The organism is Salinibacillus aidingensis, assembly GCF_055393355.1.
The window spans coordinates 2,402,429-2,426,846 of record NZ_AP043759.1; the positions used below are offsets into that span (position 1 = coordinate 2,402,429).

23 protein-coding genes are annotated in these 24,418 nt (G+C 39.3%); 5 read left to right on the plus strand and 18 right to left on the minus strand.

The window, feature by feature from the left end:
- Positions 1–167 precede the first annotated feature (167 nt).
- The 6 genes from murC to ACZ5OK_RS12880 all read right to left on the minus strand — a co-directional run bounded on the left by murC (position 168) and on the right by ACZ5OK_RS12880 (position 7,545).
- Positions 168–1,460, minus strand: a complete 1,293-nt coding sequence (gene murC / locus ACZ5OK_RS12855) for a UDP-N-acetylmuramate--L-alanine ligase (RefSeq protein ID WP_343837646.1) — start codon at positions 1,458–1,460, stop codon at positions 168–170.
- A gap of 385 nt (positions 1,461–1,845) precedes the next feature.
- Positions 1,846–2,964 carry a nicotinate phosphoribosyltransferase gene (locus ACZ5OK_RS12860; protein ID WP_343837648.1) on the minus strand — a complete coding sequence of 373 codons (1,119 nt, stop codon included), beginning with the start codon at positions 2,962–2,964 and terminating at the stop codon, positions 1,846–1,848.
- A gap of 109 nt (positions 2,965–3,073) precedes the next feature.
- A complete protein-coding gene (locus tag ACZ5OK_RS12865) occupies positions 3,074–5,371 on the minus strand; it encodes a DNA translocase FtsK (RefSeq protein ID WP_343837651.1) in 2,298 nt (765 codons plus the stop codon).
- A 146-nt stretch (positions 5,372–5,517) separates the two neighbouring features.
- A complete protein-coding gene (ytpR, locus tag ACZ5OK_RS12870; protein WP_343837653.1) occupies positions 5,518–6,120 on the minus strand; it encodes a YtpR family tRNA-binding protein in 603 nt (200 codons plus the stop codon).
- 6 nt (positions 6,121–6,126) lie between these two features.
- Positions 6,127–6,948, minus strand: coding sequence for a DUF1444 domain-containing protein (locus ACZ5OK_RS12875; RefSeq protein ID WP_343837657.1), 822 nt, complete (start codon positions 6,946–6,948; stop codon positions 6,127–6,129).
- Positions 6,949–7,200: 252 nt separating this feature from the next.
- Positions 7,201–7,545, minus strand: coding sequence for a thioredoxin family protein (locus ACZ5OK_RS12880; RefSeq protein ID WP_343837659.1), 345 nt, complete (start codon positions 7,543–7,545; stop codon positions 7,201–7,203).
- Between the two features lie 285 nt (positions 7,546–7,830).
- Here ACZ5OK_RS12880 and ACZ5OK_RS12885 point away from each other — a divergent pair, with 285 nt between their 5' ends.
- Positions 7,831–9,954 carry a methyl-accepting chemotaxis protein gene (locus tag ACZ5OK_RS12885; protein ID WP_343837662.1) on the plus strand — a complete coding sequence of 708 codons (2,124 nt, stop codon included), beginning with the start codon at positions 7,831–7,833 and terminating at the stop codon, positions 9,952–9,954.
- A gap of 191 nt (positions 9,955–10,145) precedes the next feature.
- On the opposite strand, the gene ACZ5OK_RS12890 is transcribed toward ACZ5OK_RS12885, so the two are convergent.
- Positions 10,146–10,685, minus strand: coding sequence for a hypothetical protein (locus ACZ5OK_RS12890; protein WP_343837664.1), 540 nt, complete (start codon positions 10,683–10,685; stop codon positions 10,146–10,148).
- A gap of 127 nt (positions 10,686–10,812) precedes the next feature.
- On the opposite strand from ACZ5OK_RS12890, the gene ACZ5OK_RS12895 reads away from it, so the two are divergent.
- A complete protein-coding gene (locus tag ACZ5OK_RS12895) occupies positions 10,813–11,253 on the plus strand; it encodes a YtoQ family protein (RefSeq protein ID WP_343837666.1) in 441 nt (146 codons plus the stop codon).
- Between the two features lie 18 nt (positions 11,254–11,271).
- Here the strand turns inward: ACZ5OK_RS12895 and ACZ5OK_RS12900 are convergent, their stop codons facing one another.
- Both ACZ5OK_RS12900 and ACZ5OK_RS12905 read right to left on the minus strand, forming a co-directional pair.
- A complete protein-coding gene (locus tag ACZ5OK_RS12900) occupies positions 11,272–11,787 on the minus strand; it encodes a DUF84 family protein (RefSeq protein ID WP_343837668.1) in 516 nt (171 codons plus the stop codon).
- Between the two features lie 35 nt (positions 11,788–11,822).
- Complete coding sequence (locus ACZ5OK_RS12905; RefSeq protein ID WP_343837671.1) at positions 11,823–12,887, minus strand: M42 family metallopeptidase; 1,065 nt, start codon at positions 12,885–12,887, stop codon at positions 11,823–11,825.
- A 424-nt stretch (positions 12,888–13,311) separates the two neighbouring features.
- Between ACZ5OK_RS12905 and ACZ5OK_RS12910 the strand changes: the two genes are divergently transcribed.
- On the plus strand, positions 13,312–13,656 hold the full coding sequence (locus ACZ5OK_RS12910) for a PepSY domain-containing protein (protein ID WP_343837673.1): 345 nt from the start codon (positions 13,312–13,314) through the stop codon (positions 13,654–13,656).
- 18 nt (positions 13,657–13,674) lie between these two features.
- Here the strand turns inward: ACZ5OK_RS12910 and ACZ5OK_RS12915 are convergent, their stop codons facing one another.
- From ACZ5OK_RS12915 to ACZ5OK_RS12945, 7 genes are all read right to left on the minus strand, one after another.
- Entirely contained in the window at positions 13,675–14,529 is an 855-nt protein-coding gene (locus ACZ5OK_RS12915; RefSeq protein WP_343837676.1) for a YtnP family quorum-quenching lactonase, read from the minus strand.
- A 108-nt stretch (positions 14,530–14,637) separates the two neighbouring features.
- Positions 14,638–15,276, minus strand: coding sequence for a tRNA (guanosine(46)-N7)-methyltransferase TrmB (gene trmB / locus ACZ5OK_RS12920; RefSeq protein WP_343837679.1), 639 nt, complete (start codon positions 15,274–15,276; stop codon positions 14,638–14,640).
- Between the two features lie 145 nt (positions 15,277–15,421).
- Positions 15,422–16,216 (minus strand): phosphotransferase family protein, encoded by a 795-nt coding sequence (locus tag ACZ5OK_RS12925; RefSeq protein WP_343837681.1) that lies wholly within the window; start codon positions 16,214–16,216, stop codon positions 15,422–15,424.
- Positions 16,217–16,400: 184 nt separating this feature from the next.
- Complete coding sequence (locus ACZ5OK_RS12930) at positions 16,401–17,330, minus strand: diacylglycerol/lipid kinase family protein (RefSeq protein ID WP_343837683.1); 930 nt, start codon at positions 17,328–17,330, stop codon at positions 16,401–16,403.
- 51 nt (positions 17,331–17,381) lie between these two features.
- A complete protein-coding gene (locus tag ACZ5OK_RS12935; protein WP_343837684.1) occupies positions 17,382–18,323 on the minus strand; it encodes an NERD domain-containing protein in 942 nt (313 codons plus the stop codon).
- 12 nt (positions 18,324–18,335) lie between these two features.
- Complete coding sequence (gene thpR / locus ACZ5OK_RS12940; RefSeq protein WP_343837686.1) at positions 18,336–18,905, minus strand: RNA 2',3'-cyclic phosphodiesterase; 570 nt, start codon at positions 18,903–18,905, stop codon at positions 18,336–18,338.
- Positions 18,906–18,991: 86 nt separating this feature from the next.
- Positions 18,992–20,008 carry a potassium channel family protein gene (locus ACZ5OK_RS12945; protein ID WP_343837689.1) on the minus strand — a complete coding sequence of 339 codons (1,017 nt, stop codon included), beginning with the start codon at positions 20,006–20,008 and terminating at the stop codon, positions 18,992–18,994.
- Positions 20,009–20,180: 172 nt separating this feature from the next.
- Between ACZ5OK_RS12945 and ACZ5OK_RS12950 the strand changes: the two genes are divergently transcribed.
- Complete coding sequence (locus ACZ5OK_RS12950) at positions 20,181–20,399, plus strand: DeoR family transcriptional regulator (RefSeq protein WP_044158685.1); 219 nt, start codon at positions 20,181–20,183, stop codon at positions 20,397–20,399.
- Positions 20,400–20,640: 241 nt separating this feature from the next.
- Here the strand turns inward: ACZ5OK_RS12950 and ACZ5OK_RS12955 are convergent, their stop codons facing one another.
- Complete coding sequence (locus ACZ5OK_RS12955) at positions 20,641–21,363, minus strand: pseudouridine synthase (protein WP_343837693.1); 723 nt, start codon at positions 21,361–21,363, stop codon at positions 20,641–20,643.
- Positions 21,364–21,390: 27 nt separating this feature from the next.
- Positions 21,391–23,019 carry a putative polysaccharide biosynthesis protein gene (locus ACZ5OK_RS12960; protein ID WP_343837695.1) on the minus strand — a complete coding sequence of 543 codons (1,629 nt, stop codon included), beginning with the start codon at positions 23,017–23,019 and terminating at the stop codon, positions 21,391–21,393.
- A gap of 110 nt (positions 23,020–23,129) precedes the next feature.
- On the opposite strand from ACZ5OK_RS12960, the gene ACZ5OK_RS12965 reads away from it, so the two are divergent.
- Positions 23,130–24,401, plus strand: coding sequence for a BaiN/RdsA family NAD(P)/FAD-dependent oxidoreductase (locus tag ACZ5OK_RS12965; RefSeq protein WP_343837698.1), 1,272 nt, complete (start codon positions 23,130–23,132; stop codon positions 24,399–24,401).
- Positions 24,402–24,418: the final 17 nt, after the last annotated feature.

A 24,418-nucleotide genomic window follows, 5' to 3' on the forward strand; every position in this document is an offset into this window, starting at 1 on the left:
ACAATTCACTAAAGATTTATGACTAGTGGTTGAACTTATCAGGAATTTACTAGCCGTTTATCCCCCACTTAAGTCTTGTTGGGTTACGTTCAAGTCTTGAAATACGGCCAGTTAATGCGTGATAAAAAGCTGCTCTTAAATTTTTTCCTTAAGAGCAGCTTCCCTGTTTAAACATTTTCGTATTTCCCCTGGTATTTCTGAACATCTCCGGCCCCCATGAAAATCAATACGCTGTTTTCATGGTCGGCTAATCCATCTGTATTTTCCAGATTCAGAATGGAACTCTCACTAACTTTCGCCTGTAAATCATTAATGGTTAAATTGCCCGACTTTTCCCGTGCTGAACCAAATATATCACACAAATATACATAGTCGGCAAGTTCCAATGCGTCCGCAAACTCCTGTAAAAATGTTTTCGTTCTTGTAAACGTATGAGGCTGAAAGATGGCCACAATTTTTTTATCAGGATATTTCTTTCGTGCAGCATCGATGGTCGCTTCAATCTCCTTTGGATGATGAGCATAGTCATCGATTAATATCTGCTTATGCTTCCATTCCTTTTCCGTAAATCTTCTTTTTACACCTTTAAAGGTCTTTATTGCTTTAATTCTTTCAGAGGAAATATCTTCATAATGACATAAAGCAATTACTGATAGTGCATTTAAAACATTATGCGTTCCATAAGTGGGAATTTCAAAGGTATCATAAAAAGTGTTACGGACAAACACATCAAATTTTGTTCCATTTTCTGTTTCTTCCACACTTTTCGCCTGAAAATCATTGCCTTCCGAAAGTCCATAATAAACAACAGGAACTTTTGGCTGTATATGCTGAAGTTCCTCATCGTCTCCGCAGGCAATAATCCCTTTTTTAACCTTCATCGCCATTTCCTGAAAGGCGTCAAATACATCATCTATACTGGTGAAATAATCCGGATGGTCAAAGTCGATATTCGTCATGATTGCATAGTCAGGTTCATAAGACAAAAAGTGTCTTCTGTATTCGCAGGCTTCAAAAGCAAAGTATTTACTATCTTTATGACCTGATCCGGAACCGTCCCCAATCAAATAAGATGTAGGCTCAACATGCTGCAGTACATGGGCCAGGAGCCCTGTGGTTGATGTTTTGCCATGGGATCCGGTTACCGCAATACTCACATAACTATTCAGCCATTCTCCTAAAAAATTATGGTAACGATAAAAAGGTAAATCTAATTCTTTAGCTTTTTGAATTTCCTCATGATCATCCGAAAACGCATTTCCAGCTATTATTGTTAGGCCTTCATGAATATTATTCTCTGAAAATGTCATAATTTCAATGTTCCGCTTTTCTAAAGCTTCCTGAGTAAAAAAACGTTTGTCAACGTCTGAGCCCTGCACATTCTCTCCTGTATCATGAAGGATCTGTGCTAAAGCACTCATTCCTGTTCCTTTTATACCAATGAAGTGGTATGTTGTCATAAATTGAACCTCCACATACGTCATTCTAATTTACTATATGTATCTGCCTATTCACTTGCTATTCATTTATATCGTAACAATCCAAATTCATGTTACAAAAGATCCTAAGCTCCTCTAAAAGTATAACAGATTCCAATCTGAGAGTGAATGTATGATTTCTATCCAGACTGTAAAACCATTTGAACGAAAAAACCCTTATCTCTATTTATTAGACAAGGGTTCGTATAAAGAGAAACTTCCATCAGTCGGGGATATCTCCATCCACTGATGGTTAGTTGAACTTATCAGGAATTTACTGGCCGTTTATCCCCCACTTAGTCTTGTTGGGGTACTCTCGACACCACCTGAAGTGGGGGTTTTACGGCCAGTTTATGCGTAATAAAAATTATGACTCGTCCTGTGGAATATATTCAACTTTTTCCAAACGTGGGTTGTACTGAAGCTTTCGTCCCTCTTTTGCTTCTGGTTCTCCGTTTAACATGACGCTGTCACCGGTAAATCCGATTTTCATTTTTAATAAGCTCCGGCCGACTCCATACATATCAACAGGTACGTTTGCTTCTTCAAATTTAGTGATTTTATCTTGTGTAAATCCGCCTGTAGCCATAATCTTTACATGATTAAATCCTTCATCATCTAAAGCTCTTCTCAGGGCGAAAATCAACTCGGGGTTTACACCTCTTGGATCAAAGGTTCCCATGACATCTGAGTTACGGAAGAAGTACTGGTCCACCATATTTCCTGATGTATCAACCCGGACACCTTTAAGTTCATCACCAAATTCTCTGGCCACTTTAAGGGCATCCGTAATGACGTCATTATTATAGTCAACAAGAGCCATCAGTTCATCATCCGGGAAGGTCTTCTGATAAGCATAGGTTGCTTTTACAATATCCCCATTAAATAATTGAATGAGTGCATGTGGCATCGTGCCCATCCCTTCTTTTCCCCACCATTCATTCATGGCGTGAGTAGCCTGTGCAGTAGAACCGCCAATATACGCTGAGTAGCCATCACCGGCCTGTTGCGTATAATGATCATCACGGTCCCCCATAAAAATGACAGGCTTTTGTTTTCCTGAGGTTCTTGCTGCTTTCACAACATTATAAACATTCGTAGCTACGGAAGTTCTTCTGGCTAGAATTCCATCAATGATTCCTTCCAGATAGCCAAAGCTCTGATATGGACCTGAAATTGTCATGACTGTTTCAAATGGGCTGATTTTATCGCCATCTTTCAAAGAATAGATTTCGAGTTCTTCCGGATTTTCCGCAAAGGTATGTATAAGAGCAATGGCCTCATCCGTTCCACATAAAACTGCATGCTGCTTTTGGAAAAACTGCATGGTAACCCTGTTCTCGGGCATTTCATTTTGGACAATATCTCTCGTTTTTAAAAAGTATACTGCTGAAAACCAGCCTTCTCCGACTCGTTCATCGAATTTAAAGGTTTTGTTTGTTAATCTTTTGATTTCCCCATTTAATTTACGTGTGATTTCCTTCATATAAAATCCCTCTTTATCACGAAATATGGTTGTTATCTTAATCGGTTTCATCATCCCGACTATTATACCACAAACCGGCTCAGGGAATAAGCAGGGGGCTTCTATATGTCTATTTATTTAAAAACATTTCCTGAGCCTGCTCCTGGTTCATCAATACTTCTCTCGGTTTGCTTCCATTCTGAGCGGAGATTAAACCGATTTCTTCCATGCGATCGATCATTCGTGCTGCCCGGTTATATCCAATACTCATTTTTCGCTGTAACAAGGATGTGCTTGCGCGACCTTCTTCCACGACCAATTCAATCGCTTCATTTAACAGATCATCCTCATGCTCTTCCAGGGAGTGGTGCTGTATTAAATCTTCCTGATCAAACAAATACTGTGGGGATGCCTGTTTTTTCACATAACTTGTTACTCTTTCCACCTCTTCATCAGAAACAAAGGCACCTTGAATACGTCTCGTTTTTCCTGATCCATTTGGCAGGAAAAGCATGTCCCCTTTTCCTAATAGCTTTTCCGCACCGCTTAAATCTATAATGGTCCGCGAATCAACCTGAGAGGATACACTAAAGGCAATACGGGTTGGAATATTTGCTTTAATCAAACCTGTAATAACATCTACAGAGGGTCGCTGTGTTGCAAGAAGCAAGTGAATTCCGCACGCCCTTGCTTTTTGTGCAATACGACTTATCGAATCCTCCACATCCTGTGGTGAAACCATCATTAAATCAGCGAGCTCGTCGATGACTATAATAATATAAGGCATTTTTTCTGATTGCCGATCGTCTTTTTTTATTTTTTCATTAAAGCGGTCAATATCACGTACACCTTCTGCAGCAAACTTCTCATACCGATCCTCCATCTCTGACACAGCCCACTTCAGGGAGGCAGTAGCTGCTTTTACATCGGTTATAACCGGTGCAACAAGATGAGGTAAATCGTTATAAGGTGCTAATTCAACCACTTTTGGATCAATGAGAAGAAATTTCACATCCTCATAAGATGCTTTATAAAGTAAGCTTACCAGCACAGTATTAATACATACACTTTTACCCGAACCAGTAGCGCCGGCAATCAAACCATGGGGCATTTTTTTCAGGTCTGTAACTACAGCCTCTCCTTCGATATCCTGTCCCAAACCAACGGCTAAATGGGATGAATGATTCTGAAAAGTGTCATCCTGCAAAATTTCCAGCATACTGACCATCTTAGGCTGTTGATTGGGGACTTCAATTCCAATTGCACTTTTCCCGGGGATTGGAGCTTCCATTCGAATATCCTGAGCAGCCAGGTTCAGCTTAATATCATCGGTTAAGTTGGTGAACTTATTTACTTTCACGCCAACATCGGGCTGTACTTCAAATCTCGTAACAGAAGGTCCTTTTTTAACATTCGTGACCTGTGCCCTGACTTTAAACTGGTTTAAAGTCGTTTCAAGCTTTTTCTGCTGACTTTCCAGCCATTCTGTATCATCAGCTGCTTTGACTGGGAGATCATTTAACAGATGGAGCGGAGGAGCCCCTGGACCTTGCACTTCCTCCTGATGCTGTTGCTCTTCCTGTTGCTCTTCCTTCTGCTGATGCCGCTGAAGATTTCTTTTGTCACTCGGTGTCATCATTACATTAAAGGGCCTTGCTGACTTTGGTCTTGAAGTGAACTGAAAAGAACCGGATTCTTCTTTTCGTGCAATGTCTTCTTTCTTTTCCTCAGGTTTTCGTGTATGTTCCCAGGGTTGTTCCTCCCTGTTTTGTTCCTGTCTGGTACCTGGTCCATCTTCTGTATCTGTTAAACTTGTCGTTTCTCTATCTTTTCTGGCTTGAAACGGAATTATATTTTTATGTATTTCCGAATTTGACGTTCCCTGCGGCGACTGCTTATCCGAAGCCTTTTCTTCTTTCAAATCCGTATGATCAGAACGATGCTTATTTTTCTCTGCTTTTAATTCATGAACATTTTCATAATTTGTTTCATTCCTTCTTTTGTATGCCGGAATTTCATTTATCTGATCATTTGTATCTTCTGATTTGCGTTTTTGAAATCCATAAATCGGTGATGGTACATCGGTTGGCTGAAAATTAGCCCTGAAATTTTCCTGTACTTTTTTTGGTGTTTCATAATTCTGAGTTTCATATAATTCGTGATTCTTATCTTCCTTCTCATCCATCCGCTTTCGTACAGACCGGTTCTCCTTTCGTGGTGACCGGCCAGAGTGTTCCGGAATCGTCGGAATTTGAATAGAAGTCTGCTCCGGATATTGGAACGACATTTTCGTTCTTACAGATTGAGATGATGAAGGTGATGAATGTATATCCTGATGAGGCAATCGATTTTCTGACATATCTGATTCTGTGGCTGTGGTATCCTCTGCAAAGATTTCCTTCAGCCATTTTTTCAATCGATCTAACATTGATGTATCACTCTTTCTTTCATAGTTTCACATTCTTTATAGATATTCTATCATTCATTATACTTGATACTTATAGAAATCGATAACCCTTATTGGGAAATAAAGATATTTATTTAACAAAAAAACCGCTTGGCAGCGGTTTTTTCTTAAAACTCAAATGGTTCTCCGGTTTTGTAGTCGTTATCCAGTACCAGAATTCCTTTTTCTTTTGGTGCATCAGGCAGTTCCAGTTCTTTTGCCGAGCATATCATACCAGAAGATGGAACTCCTCTTAATTCCGTTTCTTTAATAAGCATCCCACCAGGCATAACTGCTCCAGGCTTGGCCACAACCACTTTTTGACCCTGATCAACGTTTGGTGCCCCGCAAACAATCTGCAATTCCTCGCCACCAACGTCTACCTGACAGACACTAAGTTTGTCCGCATTTTTGTGCGGCTGCTTTTCTTTCACATATCCAACGACAAACTTTGGAGACAAATCCACATCTAATTTATCCTCTAATGAATTATTTTGGAAAATCTCATGAATTTGATCCACCCATTCCTGTGTGACGGATAAAGAGCCCTGTTCATCAATTGTGATATATTGAGATGCCTGAAAAATATTATAACCAAGAACTTCACTAGTTTCTTGCTGATAAATTTTCACAACATCACCATGTTTGGAAAACTGATGATTCAGTCCTGCCGGCTTAAATGAAATCATAAGTACATCGCCAATACCCTGTTTATTATAAAAAATTTGCATCATTTATTACTCCTTTCCAGATTGGTCATCCTTCTTTTTATTTTTCGCCATAATAAATATCGGCTCGAGCTTCTTATCTTCATATAAAAATGATAAAGAAGTAATCGGAATATGACCTTCTGTGAAAAACTTCATTGTCATTTGTGCCAGTACATCATAGCCTGTGGGATTTTGAATATCGGCTAAAATAAACACATCCTGGTGCGGAACAGCTAATGCCAATTCTCCTTTGGAAGTTGCTTTCATTTCTTCAAGAAAGGCTTCATTCAGGATCCGACTGGCATCGTATCCATCGTTAGTTGCAATAAAATAAAACGTGTTTCCGGCAACCTCATCTTTTTTATAATCCGTTGAAAGTGAACGAAGGTTGAATCTTGCTATTTCCTTCAGGCGATCCGCTGACCAATTTTCCGTCTCCATTAAATCCTCATCAATCAGCCGATAGGACTTACCAAGATCCAATGCATAATAAATTCGTGTTTCTGCTGTGTGCTCCTCGTAGATCATGGCTTTTCCACTCTTGGTTTCAGTCGGGAAGGAAGCGGAACGAATCACAGGAAATATGTTCTTTTCCTTCCCCTGTAAATCCTGTTCTTCATGCATAATTCGTAACGCCTCATGGATGTGACCGGACAGCTCATCCAGGGCCTGATCTTTTTTCGCTTCCCATTTTGATATAACCCCTGGTAGTGAGATATTCACCCCCATTTTGTTATCCTTCCACTCAACACGGAACAAATCTTTATCACGATCAAAGGAAGTATTCCACTCAGGATTTGCGAATATTTCCTCAAGCTTCTTTTTCATTTTAAGACTGGTCATTTTCATATTTAATCCTCCTAAAGCAAACACAAATCTGAATCTGCCTCAGCTCGCTTCTGTCATCTTTTATTCGTACAAAATCAAACCAACGTTTATTTTACCATGAAACATGTGTGACAGGAAATAGTCCAAGCCCTGAGCCGGATATACCTCTCCTGACTTCTTAACCGCAAATCAGCTTTCTCCTAATTTCCTGCAGTACAATGAAAAAGGCTGCTTTCAGATAAGCAACCTTTTTCTAATACCTGTTTCCTTAGTTTATTGAGCTCTGGTTCCTTTCATTTTTTCCTTTACACCTTCCAGAAACTCTTCCACTTCTTCTTTTGTTTTACGATTCTTACTTACAAAGTCGTCAACGACCTTTCCATCCTCAAGGGCAACAAAGCTTGGAATGCCAAAAACATTGTAAGTGGCACATAAGTCGATAAATTCATCCCGATTGACATAAACAAAAATAAAGTCCTTCTCATATTTTTCTTCCAGCTCTGGCATGAATGGCTCCAGATAACGACAATCCGGACACCAGTCAGCGGAAAATAGCAAAATTACATGGTCATTTGCAAAGTCTGTATTTAACTGTTGTTCTGATTTTAATTCAATCATGGTTGTTCCTCCTTCATGTAACTGACGACAATATCGTTTACTTATCTTCTCTAATCATAGATATTACCAAATCTCATGGAATAAAACGAATCATCTGCCTAATGAAAGTGAGACTTCCATCAGTGGGGGCCTTCCCCCACTGATTGTCAGCGAAACTTATCAGGAATTTACGCATAGTGATTGTAAATATATCCAAATAAATCTATAATAAAGTTATAATTTTCTACAAAATTCACCATTTTTCTTATTTTATTAACTATTAAAACTTAAGGGGTTATACGGACGATGAAGACAATTAAAGGGAAAGTTTATTTTATTTTGATTTTATCGATTTTAAGTTTATCTGCATTTATTCTTTTTTCTATTTACTACTTCAATGAACAGAGCAAAATGACTGTTGATATGCAGGACATACAGGCCACTCTCGCACAAAGCGAGGAATTAAAATTTGAAATGGCCAATACCCGCTATCAGCAGCAGGTATTTTCCAATCAGCCATCGGAGGAACAGGCTGAAATACTGCTTTCTTCCGCTGAATCTTTAGCTTCCAAAGCAGCACAATATGAAAAAGAAAATCAGGGGAACGAAGATATTGCAGCAAGCTTTGGTGTCATCATGGAAAATATAGATACATATCAAAATCAATTAGAAACATGGATCGAGTTACAAAGAAGGATAGGTTTTACAGAGGCAGATGGTCAAATGCAGGACGTAGCCTCTCATTATAGCAATCTTTATTCTCTGTTACGAGAACTCAATAATCCAGAATTTACACAGACAGCTTTATCCATGAGATTAAATGAAAGTAAATATCTTTCAACCGGAAACGTGATTAACTTTTCAAATTTTGAATCACAAAAAAATAGCCTTCTAGCAAATTTAAACAATGAGAACACAGGAACAAACGCAATAGGGGATATTGAGGAAGTCCTCAACAATTATCAGGAATCGATTGAAAGTGTTAGAAATACACTGAACCAGAGCGAGCAGATTACAGAAGAAATGAGTAAATTAACTGGCAGCATTAATGAAGAGGTACAAGCCATTAATGATATAACGGTTCAGCAGAGTCAGGAAATGATTCGTCAGCAGCAAAAATCCCAGCAACTGATTACTACGATATTTATCCTAACAGGGGTGTTCATCCTTCTTATTATCCTAATCGCTGGCTACATCTTAAATCGATCAATTATTCAATCTATCAATCATTTAAAATATGGAGCCAATCGTATGGAAAATGGCGATTTAACCTATCGTGTTGACATAAAGGGCAAGGACGAAATGGCTGATTTAGCTGAATCCTTTAATAAGATGGCCGATAAAATGAATCAATCCCTTGTTAAAGTATTAAAAGCAGCCAATATCCTAAGTCATTCATCAGGAGAACTAACCGATATTTCAAAAAAATCCTCTGTTCAGACGAATGAGGTAGCAGAAGCCATCAATCAGGTGGCTGTTGGTGCACAGGAACAGGCAAGTCAAATTGAAGAAAGCACAACCTTAATCAATCATGTTACAGAAGCTATTGATCAGACTGACATAGCAAATGGTGAAATATTGAAAGAACTAAAGAAAGCAGAGCAGGATAGTCAATTGGGGATAGAAAAAGTAAAAACACTGGAAGAAACCTCATCTTCGTTTATTGATCTGGCCAATCATTTAACAGATGAAGTACGTGAAGCTGCGGAACAATCCCAAAAAATTACCCAAATAGTCTCTACAATCCAGGAGATTGCAGATAACACCAATCTGTTAGCCCTGAATGCTGCCATAGAATCTGCAAGAGCAGGTGAATCCGGCCAAGGCTTTGCAGTTGTAGCAGATGAAGTCCGAAAACTGGCCGAGCGTTCAAAGGAAGAAGCTGAGGAAATTTACCAATTAATCAACAATATGAACAGACAAATGGCCAATCTTTCTGAGGAGGCAAATCAGTTTGGCGACTATCAAAAGCAACAGACACAATCTGTGCATGAAACAAAAACAGCATTTACAAGCATTACCGAACAGGTATATGGCATAAATGACAAAATGGAGGAGGTTTCCTCGTCTGTCAGTGATATCCGTCAATCCAACGCTGATTTGAGACATAAAATTAACGAGGTTAGTGTGATTGCTGAAGAATCAGTAGCTACTGCTGAGGAAGTCGCTGCATCGGGTGAAAACCAGGCAGAAACCATTGATCAGCTAAATCAGTCATCCCTTGATTTACACGCTCTGTCGCAGGAGCTGAAAGCTGAAGTCCATGAATTTTCAATCCACCAGGAAACAGATGATGAACCGCTTGAACAGGACATCGATCAACAGGAAGAAAAGGAAACCATTGAGGAGCAGTATCAAAGAGAAACTCTTCAGACAAATCTTCATGGACTCAGTGAGTCATCAGATCAGAACGTAAATGGTGAAGTATAAAGTGAAACTTCCATCAGTGGGGGTTCTCCATCCCCCACTGATGGTTAGTTGAACTTATCAGGAATTTACTGGCCGTTTATCCCCCACTTAGTCTTGTTGGATTACCCTCAAAACTTGAAGTGGGGGTATTACGGCCAGTTAATGCGTGATAAATTAAAGAGGGCCTTTGCTTAATGCAAAAGCCCTCTTATTTACTCTTGAGTCTCCTGAACCTTCATATCAACGGAATTTACAATGTCCATCATTTCTGCGGCTTTATTCTCCAATTCTTCTTTTGTTGTCATTGTGGTAATTTTTACGCCGCCAATACCAACCTGTAATTCATATTGTTCCTCTTTTGAATTCGGAAAAACAGCAATGTAACCAAAACGACTGTCAGCTTCAAAGGACTCCTGCAGAAGGCTATCTTCTCTTGCTTTAATTCCATCAAACAGATGCCGGCTTTCTGCTCCTTCAAACTGATTATAAAATAATAAGTATTGCTGATCTCCCTGCTTTAAAAAGACATTATTATTAGAACTGCCTTCAATTTTCACATCATCTGGTAAATGTAATGAAATCACGTCGATTTTCTGATTCGGTTCTGCAGACTCAGAATTAAAGGATTCCTCTGCTGCCTGAGCAGCATTCTCAAGAGCTTTTTCTTCAGATAATAAACAACCACTTAAAAATAAAACGGAACCCAGACTTACTAGAATTAAGAATTGACGTTTAACCTTTCTTAAATTCACGATTTTCCACTCCTGACCATTTTTATGTCGAAATCTCTCTCTTATTATCATACTATGGATATAAAATTTGACAAGTGGTAGTAATAAATGGAAGATATGAGTAGATATATATAAGAGGAGGTATAGGATGGAATTAACTGTCTACTTAGCTGGGGAAATTCATAGTGATTGGCGTGAGCAATTAAAATCAAAAGCAGCGGAAAGCGGGCTTCCTTTAACTTTTGTAGGACCCCAGGAAAACCATGACTTGTCAGATGCTATTGGGGAAAAAATTATTGGAAGTCAACCCAACAACGTTACCAGAGACGATGCCGCTTCCGGTATTAACAATCTGCGTACACAGGTTCTTATGCAAAAAGCAGATCTGGTTATCGCCCTCTTCGGTGAGAAGTATAAACAATGGAATACAGCTATGGATGCCAGCATGGCCTTAACATTAAACAAACCTTTAATCTTAATTCGGCCAGAGTCACTGGTCCACCCTCTTAAAGAATTATCCAATCGTGCAAATGTAACTGTAGAAACCGTTGATCAGGCCCTGGACGTATTACACTATATTTATCAATAAAACAACAAAACGGATGGTTTACCCATCCGTTTTATTATTAAAAAATTCATACTGCCCTTTTAACAGACTTACAACATGTGCAAACATGTCACCTCGACTAACCTGCTGATGGGTAAATATACCGATTGCCCCTTCATTTTTACGAATTTCCTGCTTCTGGGTATATTCATCCATCAAATCGCCCAGTTCTTTTCCCTTCTCAAGGCCTCTTCTTATTTCATCTGGAAGAGGGATTCGTGCACCACCTGCTGTAAATACATTCCCCTGTTCATCAATCAAGGAGCCCCAATTGCATAAATAAATACGATCCTCAAATTCCATGACACCACCTTCCAGACCTATTCCTATGACACCCTTTTCAATTTTTACACATTCTTTAGCACGGTTGATCGCGCCTTCAAGAGTTTCTTCATCTGAATAGGGCTGCGAAGATACACGGGTTTCTACTTCGAACCCTTCAACATCGATGTCTGAAAAAGCTTTTTTTACAGCATTTAATTTAGCCGGGTTCGTGGAGCCTACAATGATTTTCATGAGATCATCCCTTTAAGCTGAAGTATCATTCTAAGTTATTTGTTACTTATCGTATCCACTGTATTTTGGTCAGCAGATTTCACCAATTTAATAATTAACTCTTTGGCAGCTGCATAGTCATCTACATGAAGAATGGATGAATGAGTATGAATATATCTTGAGCAGACTCCAATTACAGCTGAAGGTATCCCGTTATTTGACAAGTGAACACTTCCTGCATCCGTACCACCATTCGATACAAAATACTGATAAGGAATATTGTTTGTTTCTGCTGTATCCAGGATAAAATCTTTCATACCAGGTAACGTAATCATCGAGCGGTCATAAATTCGTAATAGTGCCCCCTTACCAATATGTCCAAATTTACTGTCATCCCCCGACATATCATTCGCTGGTGAAGCATCCAATGCAAAGAAAAGGTCCGGGTTAATCATATTTGCTGAAACCTTTGAACCTCTTAATCCCACCTCTTCCTGCACAGTAGCACCTGAATACAATTCATTTGGTAAATCCTCATTTTGCAATGCCTTTAATAATTCAATCGAAAGTCCGCACCCGTAACGGTTATCCCAGGCCTTGGCTAAAATCTTTTTGTCGTTGGCCATTGGCGTAAATGGGCTAACGGGAACAATTTGCTGCCCAGGTTTGATTCCGATAATTTTGGCATCCTCTTCATCATCTGCACCAATATCAATTAACATGTCTTTCACATCCATAGGTTTTTTCCGCTGTTCCGGTGTCAGATTATGTGGAGGAGTTGAGCCAATCACCCCTGTAACAGGACCATTTTCCGTGATCACTTCAACACGTTGAGCGAGTAAAACCTGGCTCCACCAGCCTCCTAAGGTTTGAAAACGGAGCATACCATTTTTGGTGATTTGCGTGACCATGAATCCTACTTCATCCATGTGACCGGCCACCATCACTTTCGGGCCTTTGGCTTTTTTGACGCCAAATACGCCTCCTAAATTGTCCTGAATAACTTCATCGGAGTACTTTCCAAGTTCCTGTCTCATAAACTTACGTACCTGATGTTCATTTCCAGGTGCTGCCGGAAGCTCAGTTAAGGTACGAAATAATTCCATTGTCTCTTGGTTCATTATGTATCAGCTCCAATTCATCAATCTATACAATCAGAAATTAACCCTTTGTTGATCGTATTATCCGTAATTATGCATATACTTTCACGTTTACAAAAAATCATGAAATGAAATCCTGTGATAAGTATGTAACGATTCCACAACCTAACAGAAAAACCATGTCCCCTATATTCTAACGAAACATATTCAAACTTTCCAATCAAATTTATCAAACCGGAAAAAATCCGTTATAATGAAGAAAAGCGAAGGCGACTGTTTAGGTCATGCGAGATAAGACGAAGACATGGAGTGGCATGACTTTTGCCGCGGAATGGCTTTGGCTTATATCCGTCTTGGCCTGGGAGCCGTAGCTGGACAGTGAAAAGCAAAGGCGACCGGCTAGGCTGAATGACTGACTACAGTTATGGATAAGGAGTGAAAATATATGAATTTCAGGAATTTACTTATAGGCTTTGGAGTCGGCACTTCCATTGGATTTGCTCTGGGGAAAGCCATCCCTGATCCTTCTTTATCACCTGAGAAAGTCCTTAATATGACGAAGAGAAAGTTTAGAGAGGCAGGTACTATTTCAGGTTCCTGGATTTACATGAAGCCTGAACGATTAACCAGAGAAGATGTAAACGACCAGGTTTACAGAGGTGGGATCTCACGGGAAATTGATGGAGAAACGATTCAATATGAGTTTTACGCAGATGCGCGAACAGGCTCTATTATTGATATTTCCAGAATTCAATTAAATACAGAAACCCCCTTGCCTGAAGAAGAATAAACAAGGGGGTGTTCATGACTACTCATATGAATACCGTTGACGGGGTACCTGATTTATCAATTCACCTTTAGTATCAAATTTTAAAGCCCGATAATGTGCGTCATGATAAAACGTATACCAGGCCTTTTTAGCATACCCAGTCTTCATCCACTTCTCTTTTTGATGTACGGACGTTACTGGATAGTCATCGTAAGCTAAAACCCATAATGGATTTTGGTGTGCATGGGTCGGCATAATATCGGCCATATGGATAAACACCTCTTCCCCTTCTTCAAATACAAGTATGGCATGACCATCACTATGTCCACCTGTATGTATCATCATAAGACCTGGTACAACTTCCAACTCACCGGAGAATGTTTCCACTTGTTGCTGTACGGGCTTCCAATTATCTTCCCAATAGGTATTCTGTGAACGTAAATTGGGGTTTCTCATTTCATACCATTCCACCTCTGTAGTGTAAATGGTTGCGTTTTCAAAGGCAGGCACCAAATTCTCCTCCTGCCATTTCGTTAACCCACTCGCATGGTCAAAATGAAGATGAGTCATGAGTACACCATCAATATCCAGTGTTGTCATGGCTAATTCCTGTAAAGACTGCTCAACGTTTGACTGTTCCAAAACACCAAAGTTCCGAATTTGTTTTTCAGTAAATTTGTGAACACCAATACCTGAATCTATCAAAAAGTTTTTCCCATCAATCTGTAATAGAATCGGATCTGTTCGCAATTCAATCTGGTTTTTTTCATTTACAGGATACTTCCTGGTCCATAAAGGCTTCGGTACCACCCCAAACATCGCTCCGCCATCAAGATGATTCACACCACCATTTAACCACGTTAACTTAGCACGACCTACCTCTAACGTTTCCAAAATATCCCCTCCCAGATTAAGTTTAACATATAGTGTATCGAACAAGCAGTAGATGACTGCTTGTTCGTTTTTTTGAGAATAATGAATACTTCCTATGTGTACATAACGTCATGAAAAACGCACACGACAACGGTATATTCTTTGGCCTTTTTCCGAAAACTTCTCTTCATATTCAGTCATAACATTTAAAGGATCTTCAACAGCATGTAAATCCAGTGTTACCTCCTCAAGTTTCATTCCATATTGGGAAAAAGACACGAGGGAATACTCAAAGAACTTCTGGTTATCTGTTTTTAAGACAATCTCACCATCAGGTCTCAGGATATCCTCATATTGCTCTAAAAACGTATGGAAGGTTAACCGTCTTTTTTCATGCCGGTTCTTTGGCCAAGGATCAGAAAAATTCAAATAGATTTGGTCGATTTCATTTTGGGCAAAAAAGTCTCTTAAGTCCTTCGCATTTTCATTAATAAGACGCACATTTCTCACATACGCGGCGTCCACTTTCCTGATAGCACCAACAATGACATTTTTCACCCGCTCCATGCCAATGAAGTTAATATCAGGATGCTGTTTCGCCATATTCGCAATAAATTGCCCCTTTCCAGTGCCAATTTCCAAATGGATAGGCTGGTGATTTTCAAATAGATCCTTCCAGCTTCCTTTATGAGAAAGAGGTGATAATTCTGTTATGTGATGGTTTTCCTTTATAAAGTCATCTGCCCAGGGCTTATTTCTTAGTCTCATTTCTTCACATCCTAATCTGACGGATTTTAATTATGTTTAAAAGTGATAAAGTGGGGGGCATTACGGCCAGTTAATACGTGATAAAAAAATTCCCTATTATTTTGCAGCAAACAATAAGGAATTTATGATGCTTTTCATATAATTTTTAAAAGCCTATTTTACGGAAAAAAGTCTGGAGAGTTTTCATCCAGTTACTGACTTCCTGGAATTCATTTCGTTCAAAGTGCCATTGAATAAATGAGATGGATTGGACGACAACATACCAATTCATACGATATCGTAATTGTTCGTCCAGTTCAATACCGTATATATTCAGCCATTCCTGCCACTCATCCTCAGGTACATAGTTGTGTAATAACAATCCTATGTCCATGGCGGGATCAGCAATCATCGCATTTTCCCAGTCAATCAAATAAAGTTCATCATTTCTTGCCAGTAACCAGTTGTTATGATTGACATCACAATGACAGACCACCTTTTTCTGATTCCGGACATAAGGCAAATATTCCTGTAAAAACTTTAATCCCTTATGAATATCAAGACTTGTATCCAACTTACTCTGATCATGATGAATATCTTTTAAATGCTGTAAAATACTTTCAGGTTCAAGTGGTTTTTTTCCCATTCGCATAAACATGTGAAGCAGCTCTGAAGAATGGTGAATTTTGCTTAACAAAGAGGCAACCCGTTCATGCTTCATTTCTGTTTGCTCTAAATGTCTGCCTTCAAGCCAGTGCTGGGCTGTAATGACATCGCCATTTTCCAGACGCTTTGTCCAAACGAGTTTTGGAACAATTCCTTCCGCAGATAAAACTGCAATAAAAGGAGAAGAATTTCGCTTTAAGAATAGTCGTTTTTCCTGGTGCTGGGCATAGTAGGCTTCACCTGTTGAGCCTCCTGCTGGTGTTATTGTCCACTCTTTACCTAGTATTTGTTCCAATCTCATTCACCTTCTATCAGCAAACCTATCATCGTGCAGACTTGTATACGTTTGCTTTGTTTTAGAGCAATTTTTATGTTTATCGATATTATTTTCAACGATGTGACATATATTTCATTCATATTTCAAAAATAGACGAATTTTTTTAGAATAACGCATATTCATAGCTGATTTCAAGACCCATTTATAAAAATCTATGAATTTGTCTTGTCGAATTTTCTTTAGAAACCGTGCAGTTCGTGCATTTTCCTGAATTTCCGTCAACCTGATAATCAATCTTTTCATTTGTTTGTACCCGAATCGTTTCAGCTTGATAGACTTTCACTTCTTTAAAGGACAAATGTTTTCCAAAAAAGACTGTGAAGAATAAAAAGAGTACTTTTAACTTGGATATGTTTTCAATAATAATGACGTATAGATGATGGGGATGAATGGACGCGTCTGGTACAATTTTCATTCCACCACCAAAATACGGATGGTTGGTAATCGTCACCATAAAAGCATTTTCTACTTTTCTCTTTTTTCCATCTAATTCAAGTTCTAAATTTTTAGGCTGATAGGAAAGTAAAACCTGCAATAGAGCAATCACATATTGAAGCCTGCTCAGCTTTAACAGACTAAGAAGCTTTGTATAGCCTGCCTTATTGGTGGCGCTTGCCACTTCACCATCAAAGCCAAATCCGATACTATTAGCAAAATACAGGGCTTGGTTTTCAGATCTGATATTTTTAATCTTGCCAAGCCAATAAGGTCTCCATGATGGGGATTGTAATATCTGTTTAAAGAGGGACTCATTTTTTAAAGTCAGCTTACAGCCCCTGGCAAAGTCGTTTCCTGAACCAGCGGGGATAAACGCTAATTTCACATTTGGATACCGCTGGAGTCCATTAACTACTTCATGCAAGGTACCGTCTCCGCCTACGACTAGAATAGCGTTCACGCGATCTTTAAACATTTCTGCAAGCTGACTGGCCAAAGAGCGGGCGTGACCTTCATATTCGGTAAAAAATGCACGGCATTCCTTTTTCATATAAAGAGGTTCCTGCTTAATTTTTTCATAGACTTTCCTTCCCCTGCCACTTCCTGACACAGGGTTTACAATGAATAGATACATAACCATTCCCCTTAATCATTCACAATGGAACACGATTATTCTGCAAAACCGTTAAAAATTAAATACAGATGGGTCATCCTCATAAAACCATTCAGGCCGCTGGGTAAATACGGAATGACAATCCTTTAATAAAGCTTCAGCTGTTTTTAGTTGTATATGCTTTAAAGGAGATGTAAATGATCTTAATTGCTCAAACCACTCCTGATATTGTTCTCTGCCTATATATGCTGTTTTATAGGGCTCACTTTGAAATTTTATTTTATTATTTCTGGATAAAATGACTTTTGAAACAGGAATGTCGACGCTGTATTTCTTTAGTATACTTTTCACGATGTTTTCCGTACGCTTCAGACCAATCATCGGACTTAACATCCGTGTCTGAACACCCTCAAGCTCCTTGAACCATGTCCTTCCATCCTCAGGCAGAAATGTAACCTTATCATTTTCTTCGATAACCGTAAGACAAATCACCTGGACAGGGGTAATGAGAATGATATCCGCTTCTACCGATGCTTTTTGAAGCTGAAAAACTGGTTTATACATAACGAGGAACGTATCAGGAAACCTTTGCAAAAAATACCTTAGGCTGGCATCTGTTCTAAACTTGTCATCCACTGTGGAATACTCCCGGATTGTACTTGAAGCCCACTTAAGCTGAAATTTAAAGATATGATCCAGAAAATCATACTTCAATGTTTCTTTATCTTTAGGAGGAAGATAGAAATCCTGATGCTCTTCGGGGAATGGGGTAAAGACATTCTCTTCCTTTTTCCCTTTGAATAAATCTTTAATAGAAAATCGCTTTTTAGTGTGATTCGACTCTTCTGTTTTTTCCTGTTGGAGATCCACTGTTCCGGCAGCATATTCCTGTTCCCATCTTTCCAGAAGCTTCCTCCAGTTCTCCTGCTTTAGCCGGATAAATTGTCCAGGATATCGATATATATCTGTTTCATACCTTGAAATATAATCTTGAAGTTTGATTAATTGTGCCATGATTATCAGACCTTATTCTTTTAATTTTTTCGTCAAAATGGGCTTATATTTCACTTCTTTTTGTGGTTCAATCTGATAGATGTGAAATTCATCAATGAGCATCCTTTGTGTGATCGGTCCTGGCAGATTTCCTTTCAACTCTTCTCTAGAAGGTAAAGAAGAATCAGGATCCGCCCACTTTTTTGCCAGGGTTATATGAGGCTTATACGGCCGGTGATCCTGTTCAATTCCTAATTCGGATAGCTTTTCTTCAATTTGGTTCTGCAGGCCCAGTAACGATGGAGAGGGATCAACACCTGCCCAGACAACTCTTGGCTGAGACTTTTTTCCAAAGAAGCCCAGGTCACCAATTTCGGTAAAAAATACTTCAGGAGGTTCAAGGTTATCAATGAGCTCAGCCACCCGATCGAATTGAGCCGTATTCATCCCACCTAAAAACTTTAAGGTAATGTGAAAGTCCTCTTCGTTCGTCCATGTTTTATACATTGCAGCACTGGAGATTTCCTCCTGCCAGCTGCTCAGCCAGCTCCTTAGTTCTTCTGGAATAGGGATTCCGATAAAATAATGCGGATGTTGTCCCATAATCAAATTCCTTTCTGTATTGTATTTCTCCTTAGTTATCCTGCCTAAGAGAAACCGGTTCATTCTGAGCTATATGCATTTTTACATTATGACTTAGAAATTAATCTATCATAGGTCGTCTTATCACAAACTACGTATAACTTGGCATGATCCCTGATTGGTGATCCTAGCATACGGTTAATTCCTAAATTGTTACCATCCGCTATTAACGTTGCACCTTCCTTTAACAGTTCCTGAAAAGCATCGCCATAAGTATGCCACTCTGGCTTTTTAGGGATTTGATATAAATCGTCTCCATGCTTTCTTTGCAGCAATTGATCATATACCTCGGAAATTCCCCTTGAGAATATACTTCGAACGGCTAATGAGGATATGGTTTCATGAGAAAATATGAAATCATCCACTTGATTATGTTTGAAATTTTTAATATGAGATTCATCCATTACTTCAACCACGGTATGTACGTCAGGAGCAATAGATTCAACGGTCGATGCAATTAACAACGTCTTCCCATCTACTAATTGAGTCTCTTCAATCGAATCATCAGCGAAAATCAGTACGGATTCAGCTTCTTTTATATTCGCCTTATCCAAGGTTTCTGTTGAGGCAGCATATCCTCGAACAAAATAAATATGTTCACTAAGAACAGGGGCTTTTTCCTGTTCATCAATGATTACAATATCGATATCCTCATTCGTTTTCAGCATTTCCTGAAGGGCATAATTAGCTTTCTTTGACCATCCTATAATAATATAATGACCTTTTCCTTTATACATAATTTTTCCCTCCTCTCTTCTTATCCGGAAAGTTGACAGACCATCCACAACTTTTCCTATCACTACTCCAATGAGGCCTATTCCCAATATATAGAGGACCATAGCAAAAACTCTTCCCTCCATCGTTATGGGAGCATAGTCCCCATAGCCGACTGTGGTAACGGTTGTCATCACCCACCAGAGTGCTTCAAACCAGTTTGTAAAGGTTTCCGGATCTAATTTCATAATGAAAATCGTACTAAAGACAACCAGTAAGAAGCTGAACAGGAATAACAGACGATTACTCAAATCTACCATTTTGATAAAAAGCTTGCGCAAGATAAGCATTATTCCTTCCCTCCTTTCTAACGTTTTTTATCGTCTTATCTAAATTTTTTATAAATATTTAGATAAAAATTACGAAAAATTTTTGTGTTTTGGTATAATAATAATACAAACGGACACAACATCGATCCCTAAACAGCACAGAAGATCTTAAAATCCCTTAAGGAGTGGTTATTTGAATCGTTCAACCTCCCGAATGCTAGCGAGGGTAAAAGCTGTCTATCTTTACATAAAGGAGAATGGGACAGTTACAACAACAGATATAGCAGAGGAGTTTGGCATAACAGATCGAACCGTTCAAAGAGACCTTCATGTATTATCCTATAATGGCCTTGTCAGAAGCCCAAGTAGAGGAAAATGGACCACAACAAAAAAGAAAGTAAAAATTTCATAGAAAATCAGAAAAGCGGAAGGGCCTTGCTCAGACCCGACTGTGTAAGCAAGCCCTATGGAGTGGCTTGACTTTAGCCGCGCAATAGGGATTGCTTACATCAGCGAGGGTCTAGACCCTGTAGCTGGACAGAAAAGCGCAGGCGACCGTTTAGACCCGACGGCATAAGCAGAATCTCCGGAGTGGCCGCTTTTTGGCCATGGAGGAGATTTTGCTTATGCCTAAATTATATAATAAAAGATATTTAATTAGAATCAGCCTGTCTTCCAAGCAGGCTGAGCTCTTCATCGGTTAACTCCCTATATTCCCCTGGCTCAAGGTCAGCATCCAGGTGCAGCCGCCCCATTTGCAGCCTCTTTAACTCCAACACTTTTTTTCCTGTCGAAAGAAACATCCGCTTTACCTGATGGAATTTTCCTTCCATAATGGTTAATTCGATTTCCGAAACCCCACCAGCTGACAGGACTTTTAATTCTGCCGGCTTTGTGATATATCCATCATCAAGTTCCACTCCATTTGCAAAGGCCTGTACATCCTCTTCTGATACATTCCCGTCAATTTTCGCCCAATATTTCTTACCGACTTTTTTCTTTGGAGAAAGAAGTTCATGGGACAGCTTGCCGTCATTGGTGATCAACAATAACCCCTCAGTATCTTTATCTAAACGGCCCACTGGAAATGGATCAAAAATCTGGTCTTCCATCTCCAGCAGATCGACAACCGTTGTTTCAACATGATCCTCAGTAGCAGATATCACCCCCTTTGGTTTATTCATCATTAAGTAAATGTATTCTTTATATTCCACCAGTTCTCCATTGATCAGAATCTCCTGCTGATCAGGGTTGACCTGTGTTTTTCCGTCTTTGACTGTGGTCCCATCAACCTGTACGACTCCCTTTTTCATCAGCTTTTTAACGTCTGTTCGACTGCCAAATCCCATATTTGCTAAAACCTTGTCTAGTCGCATCGTTTTTTACCTCCAAAGGCCATTTTCTTATATAAATATGCGTTTTAACTTATTTGCACGACTGCCCAGGACTCTTTCTAAAAGAGTTGATTTGAAGCATAACCATAAGTATAAATATCCACCAATACCTGCACTTATAAACGTAATCATAATGGATGAGAACCGATTATCTTCCATAAAAATGAAGGAAGAAAGCAGCCATTTGATAAGCAGTACCACCAATGCCATAACGGCTGTGAAGATTAAAATTAATAATGTACGCTTATACAGAGCCTTAAATGGCATTTCGGTTGTCCGTTTAATTTTCCATACATTCAGGAAAGATGCAGTAAGCACTGCCAGGCCGGTGGCAAAAATCGCACCTTTAGCTTCAAAAAGGAAAATAAAAGGCATATTTAACACAAGCTTAATGCCAACCCCGACGCTTAATGATATCAGTGCAAAATTTTGTCTGTTAATTCCCTGCAATATGGAAGCACTGACAGTAAATAGGCCAAAAAACAATGAAACAGGGGCATACCAGCTTAATAGCTGTCCCGTAAATTCCGAATACTTATCAATGCCATAGAATGTTCCATATGCTTCGTAGCCCAGTATGGATAAGCCAACACCAGCCGGAATAATGATAAGCATAATAATTTGCAGAGCCTGATTAATTTGCTGAATATATAAATCTCTTTTCTGTGCAGTAAAAGAACTTGTAATAACCGGAAGCAATGCTAAGGATAAGCCTGTGGCCAATGTAACAGGAATAATGACTAATTTATGTCCCAATATGACGATAACGGAATAGGCCAAACCTACATGATCCTCGCCCATACCAATCGCTGACATCGCTCGCGGAAACGTTAACTGATCAATTAATTGATAAACAGGCGTTGCCAGCCCAACCAGAACAAAGGGGCCGGCATAACTAATGAGCTCTTTAAACATTTGCTTTGAATCAAAGTGTCTGGTTTTTACCTTTTGAGTATGAAGTTGCTGATCCAGATAGGGCTTCCTCACCTTCCAGAAGTAGCCTAATACAAACAGGGAACCCAATGCACCTACAAAGGTCGCAAAAGTAGCCATACCAATTGCATTCGTAATGGTCCCATCAAAAACCTTAAGTAAAAGAAAAACACTGCCAAGCAGGAAAATAATTCGGACAATCTGCTCCATGACGGTTGAAACAGCAGAAGGCCCCATAGATCCGTAGCCCTGAAAAAAACCACGCACAATACTCATGGCTGGAATAATTAACAAGGCAAAGCTGACCATTTTAATAACAAAGGAAACCTGGTCAACGGAATAAGGAAAGTTCGTTCCCTCACCTGATATAGCGATTTTTGCTATAAACTCTGAGCTGAAAAACAATAGTAAAAAGGCTAAAATGCCCGTAATCATCATCACTTTAATCGCCAGTCTGAACATCCTGCGTCCGGTTTGATAATCACCAAGCGTATTATATTTGGAAACAAACTTGGACATCGCAAGTGGAATGCCCATAGTGGATATACTAATTAAAATAGTGTAGGGTGTATATGCAAAGGAAAATAACGAAAATGCCGTCCCGCCTACTAATGCTTCAAACGGGATGACATATAAGATTCCTAAAATTTTTGATAAATAATTCGCACCTGTTATAAGCAAGGTGCCGCGTAGTATTTTTGACATGTTTTGACTTCCCCTGTATTTATTTCGTATACATAGACAAATTTATTTTATCACATTTCTATTCATAGTCGATACAGCAGGGAAATAGTACGGAAAGGATGGAATTCATTTTGGCATATGATGTTGTTGTCATTGGTGGTGGACCTGCAGGATTAATGGCGTCCATCACTGCAAGTAAAAACGGAGCGAAAACATTACTCATTGATAAAGGAAATAAATTAGGAAGAAAGCTTGCTATTTCAGGCGGTGGGAGATGTAATGTAACCAATCGACTGCCCGAATCCGAATTGATCGAGCATATTCCCGGTAACGGTCGCTTTTTGTACAGTGCCTTCTCGATTTTTAATAACGAAAGTATTATTGAGTTTTTTGAAAATCTGGGTGTCAAATTAAAGGAAGAGGATAAAGGAAGAATGTTTCCTGTCAGCAATTCCGCAAAGCAGGTAGTAGAAGTTCTGATTAATGAATTGAAAAGGCTTAATGTTGAAGTGAGAATGAACACGCCTGTAGATACCATTAACTATGGAGAACATACCCATCAAATTGCTCTCAAAAACGGCGAGGGCATTGAAACAAAGGCTGTTATTCTTGCTGCAGGGGGAAAATCCGTACCAAGAACCGGAAGCACTGGAGATGGCTATGCATGGGCACAACAAGCCGGCCACACTATTACAGACCTTTATCCAACTGAAGTCCCGCTCACATCCAATGAAAAATTTATAGGAGATCGTACACTGCAGGGCCTCTCATTACGGGATATTAATATCACTGTACACAATCCTAAAGGGAAAGCCATTAAAACACATCGTTGGGATATTCTTTTTACCCATCAGGGAATATCCGGCCCGGCTGCCCTAAGACTTAGTCAATTTGTGGTTAAGGCATTAAAAAAATTCAAAACGGAAGCTGTCGATGTAACCATAGATTGTTTTCCGGATCAGAATGAGGAGGAAGTTTTTCAAAAGCTCATAATGCTGGCTAAGGATTCACCAAAAAAGGCCATTAAAAACGTTTGGAGTGGACTGGTACCTGAACGCTACTTCTACTTTCTTTTATCCAGAACCGATATTGACCCGGGACAAACCTACAGCCACCTGGTAAAAACAGAGGTACGTAAAATGGCTCAGCTTCTAAAAGCATTCCCCGTCAAAGTAAACGGAACACTCTCCATTGAAAAGGCCTTTATCACAGGAGGCGGGGTTTCATTAAAAGAAGTCGTTCCAAATGAAATGGCGTCGAAAAAAATGCATGGCCTTTATTTCTGCGGTGAAATTCTCGATATTCATGGCTATACAGGTGGATTTAACATTACCGCGGCTTTTTCAACCGGCCATGTAGCCGGAAAAAGTGCAGCTGAGTATACTCAATACATGCAGGTTTAGACAGAACCTGGCAAAAC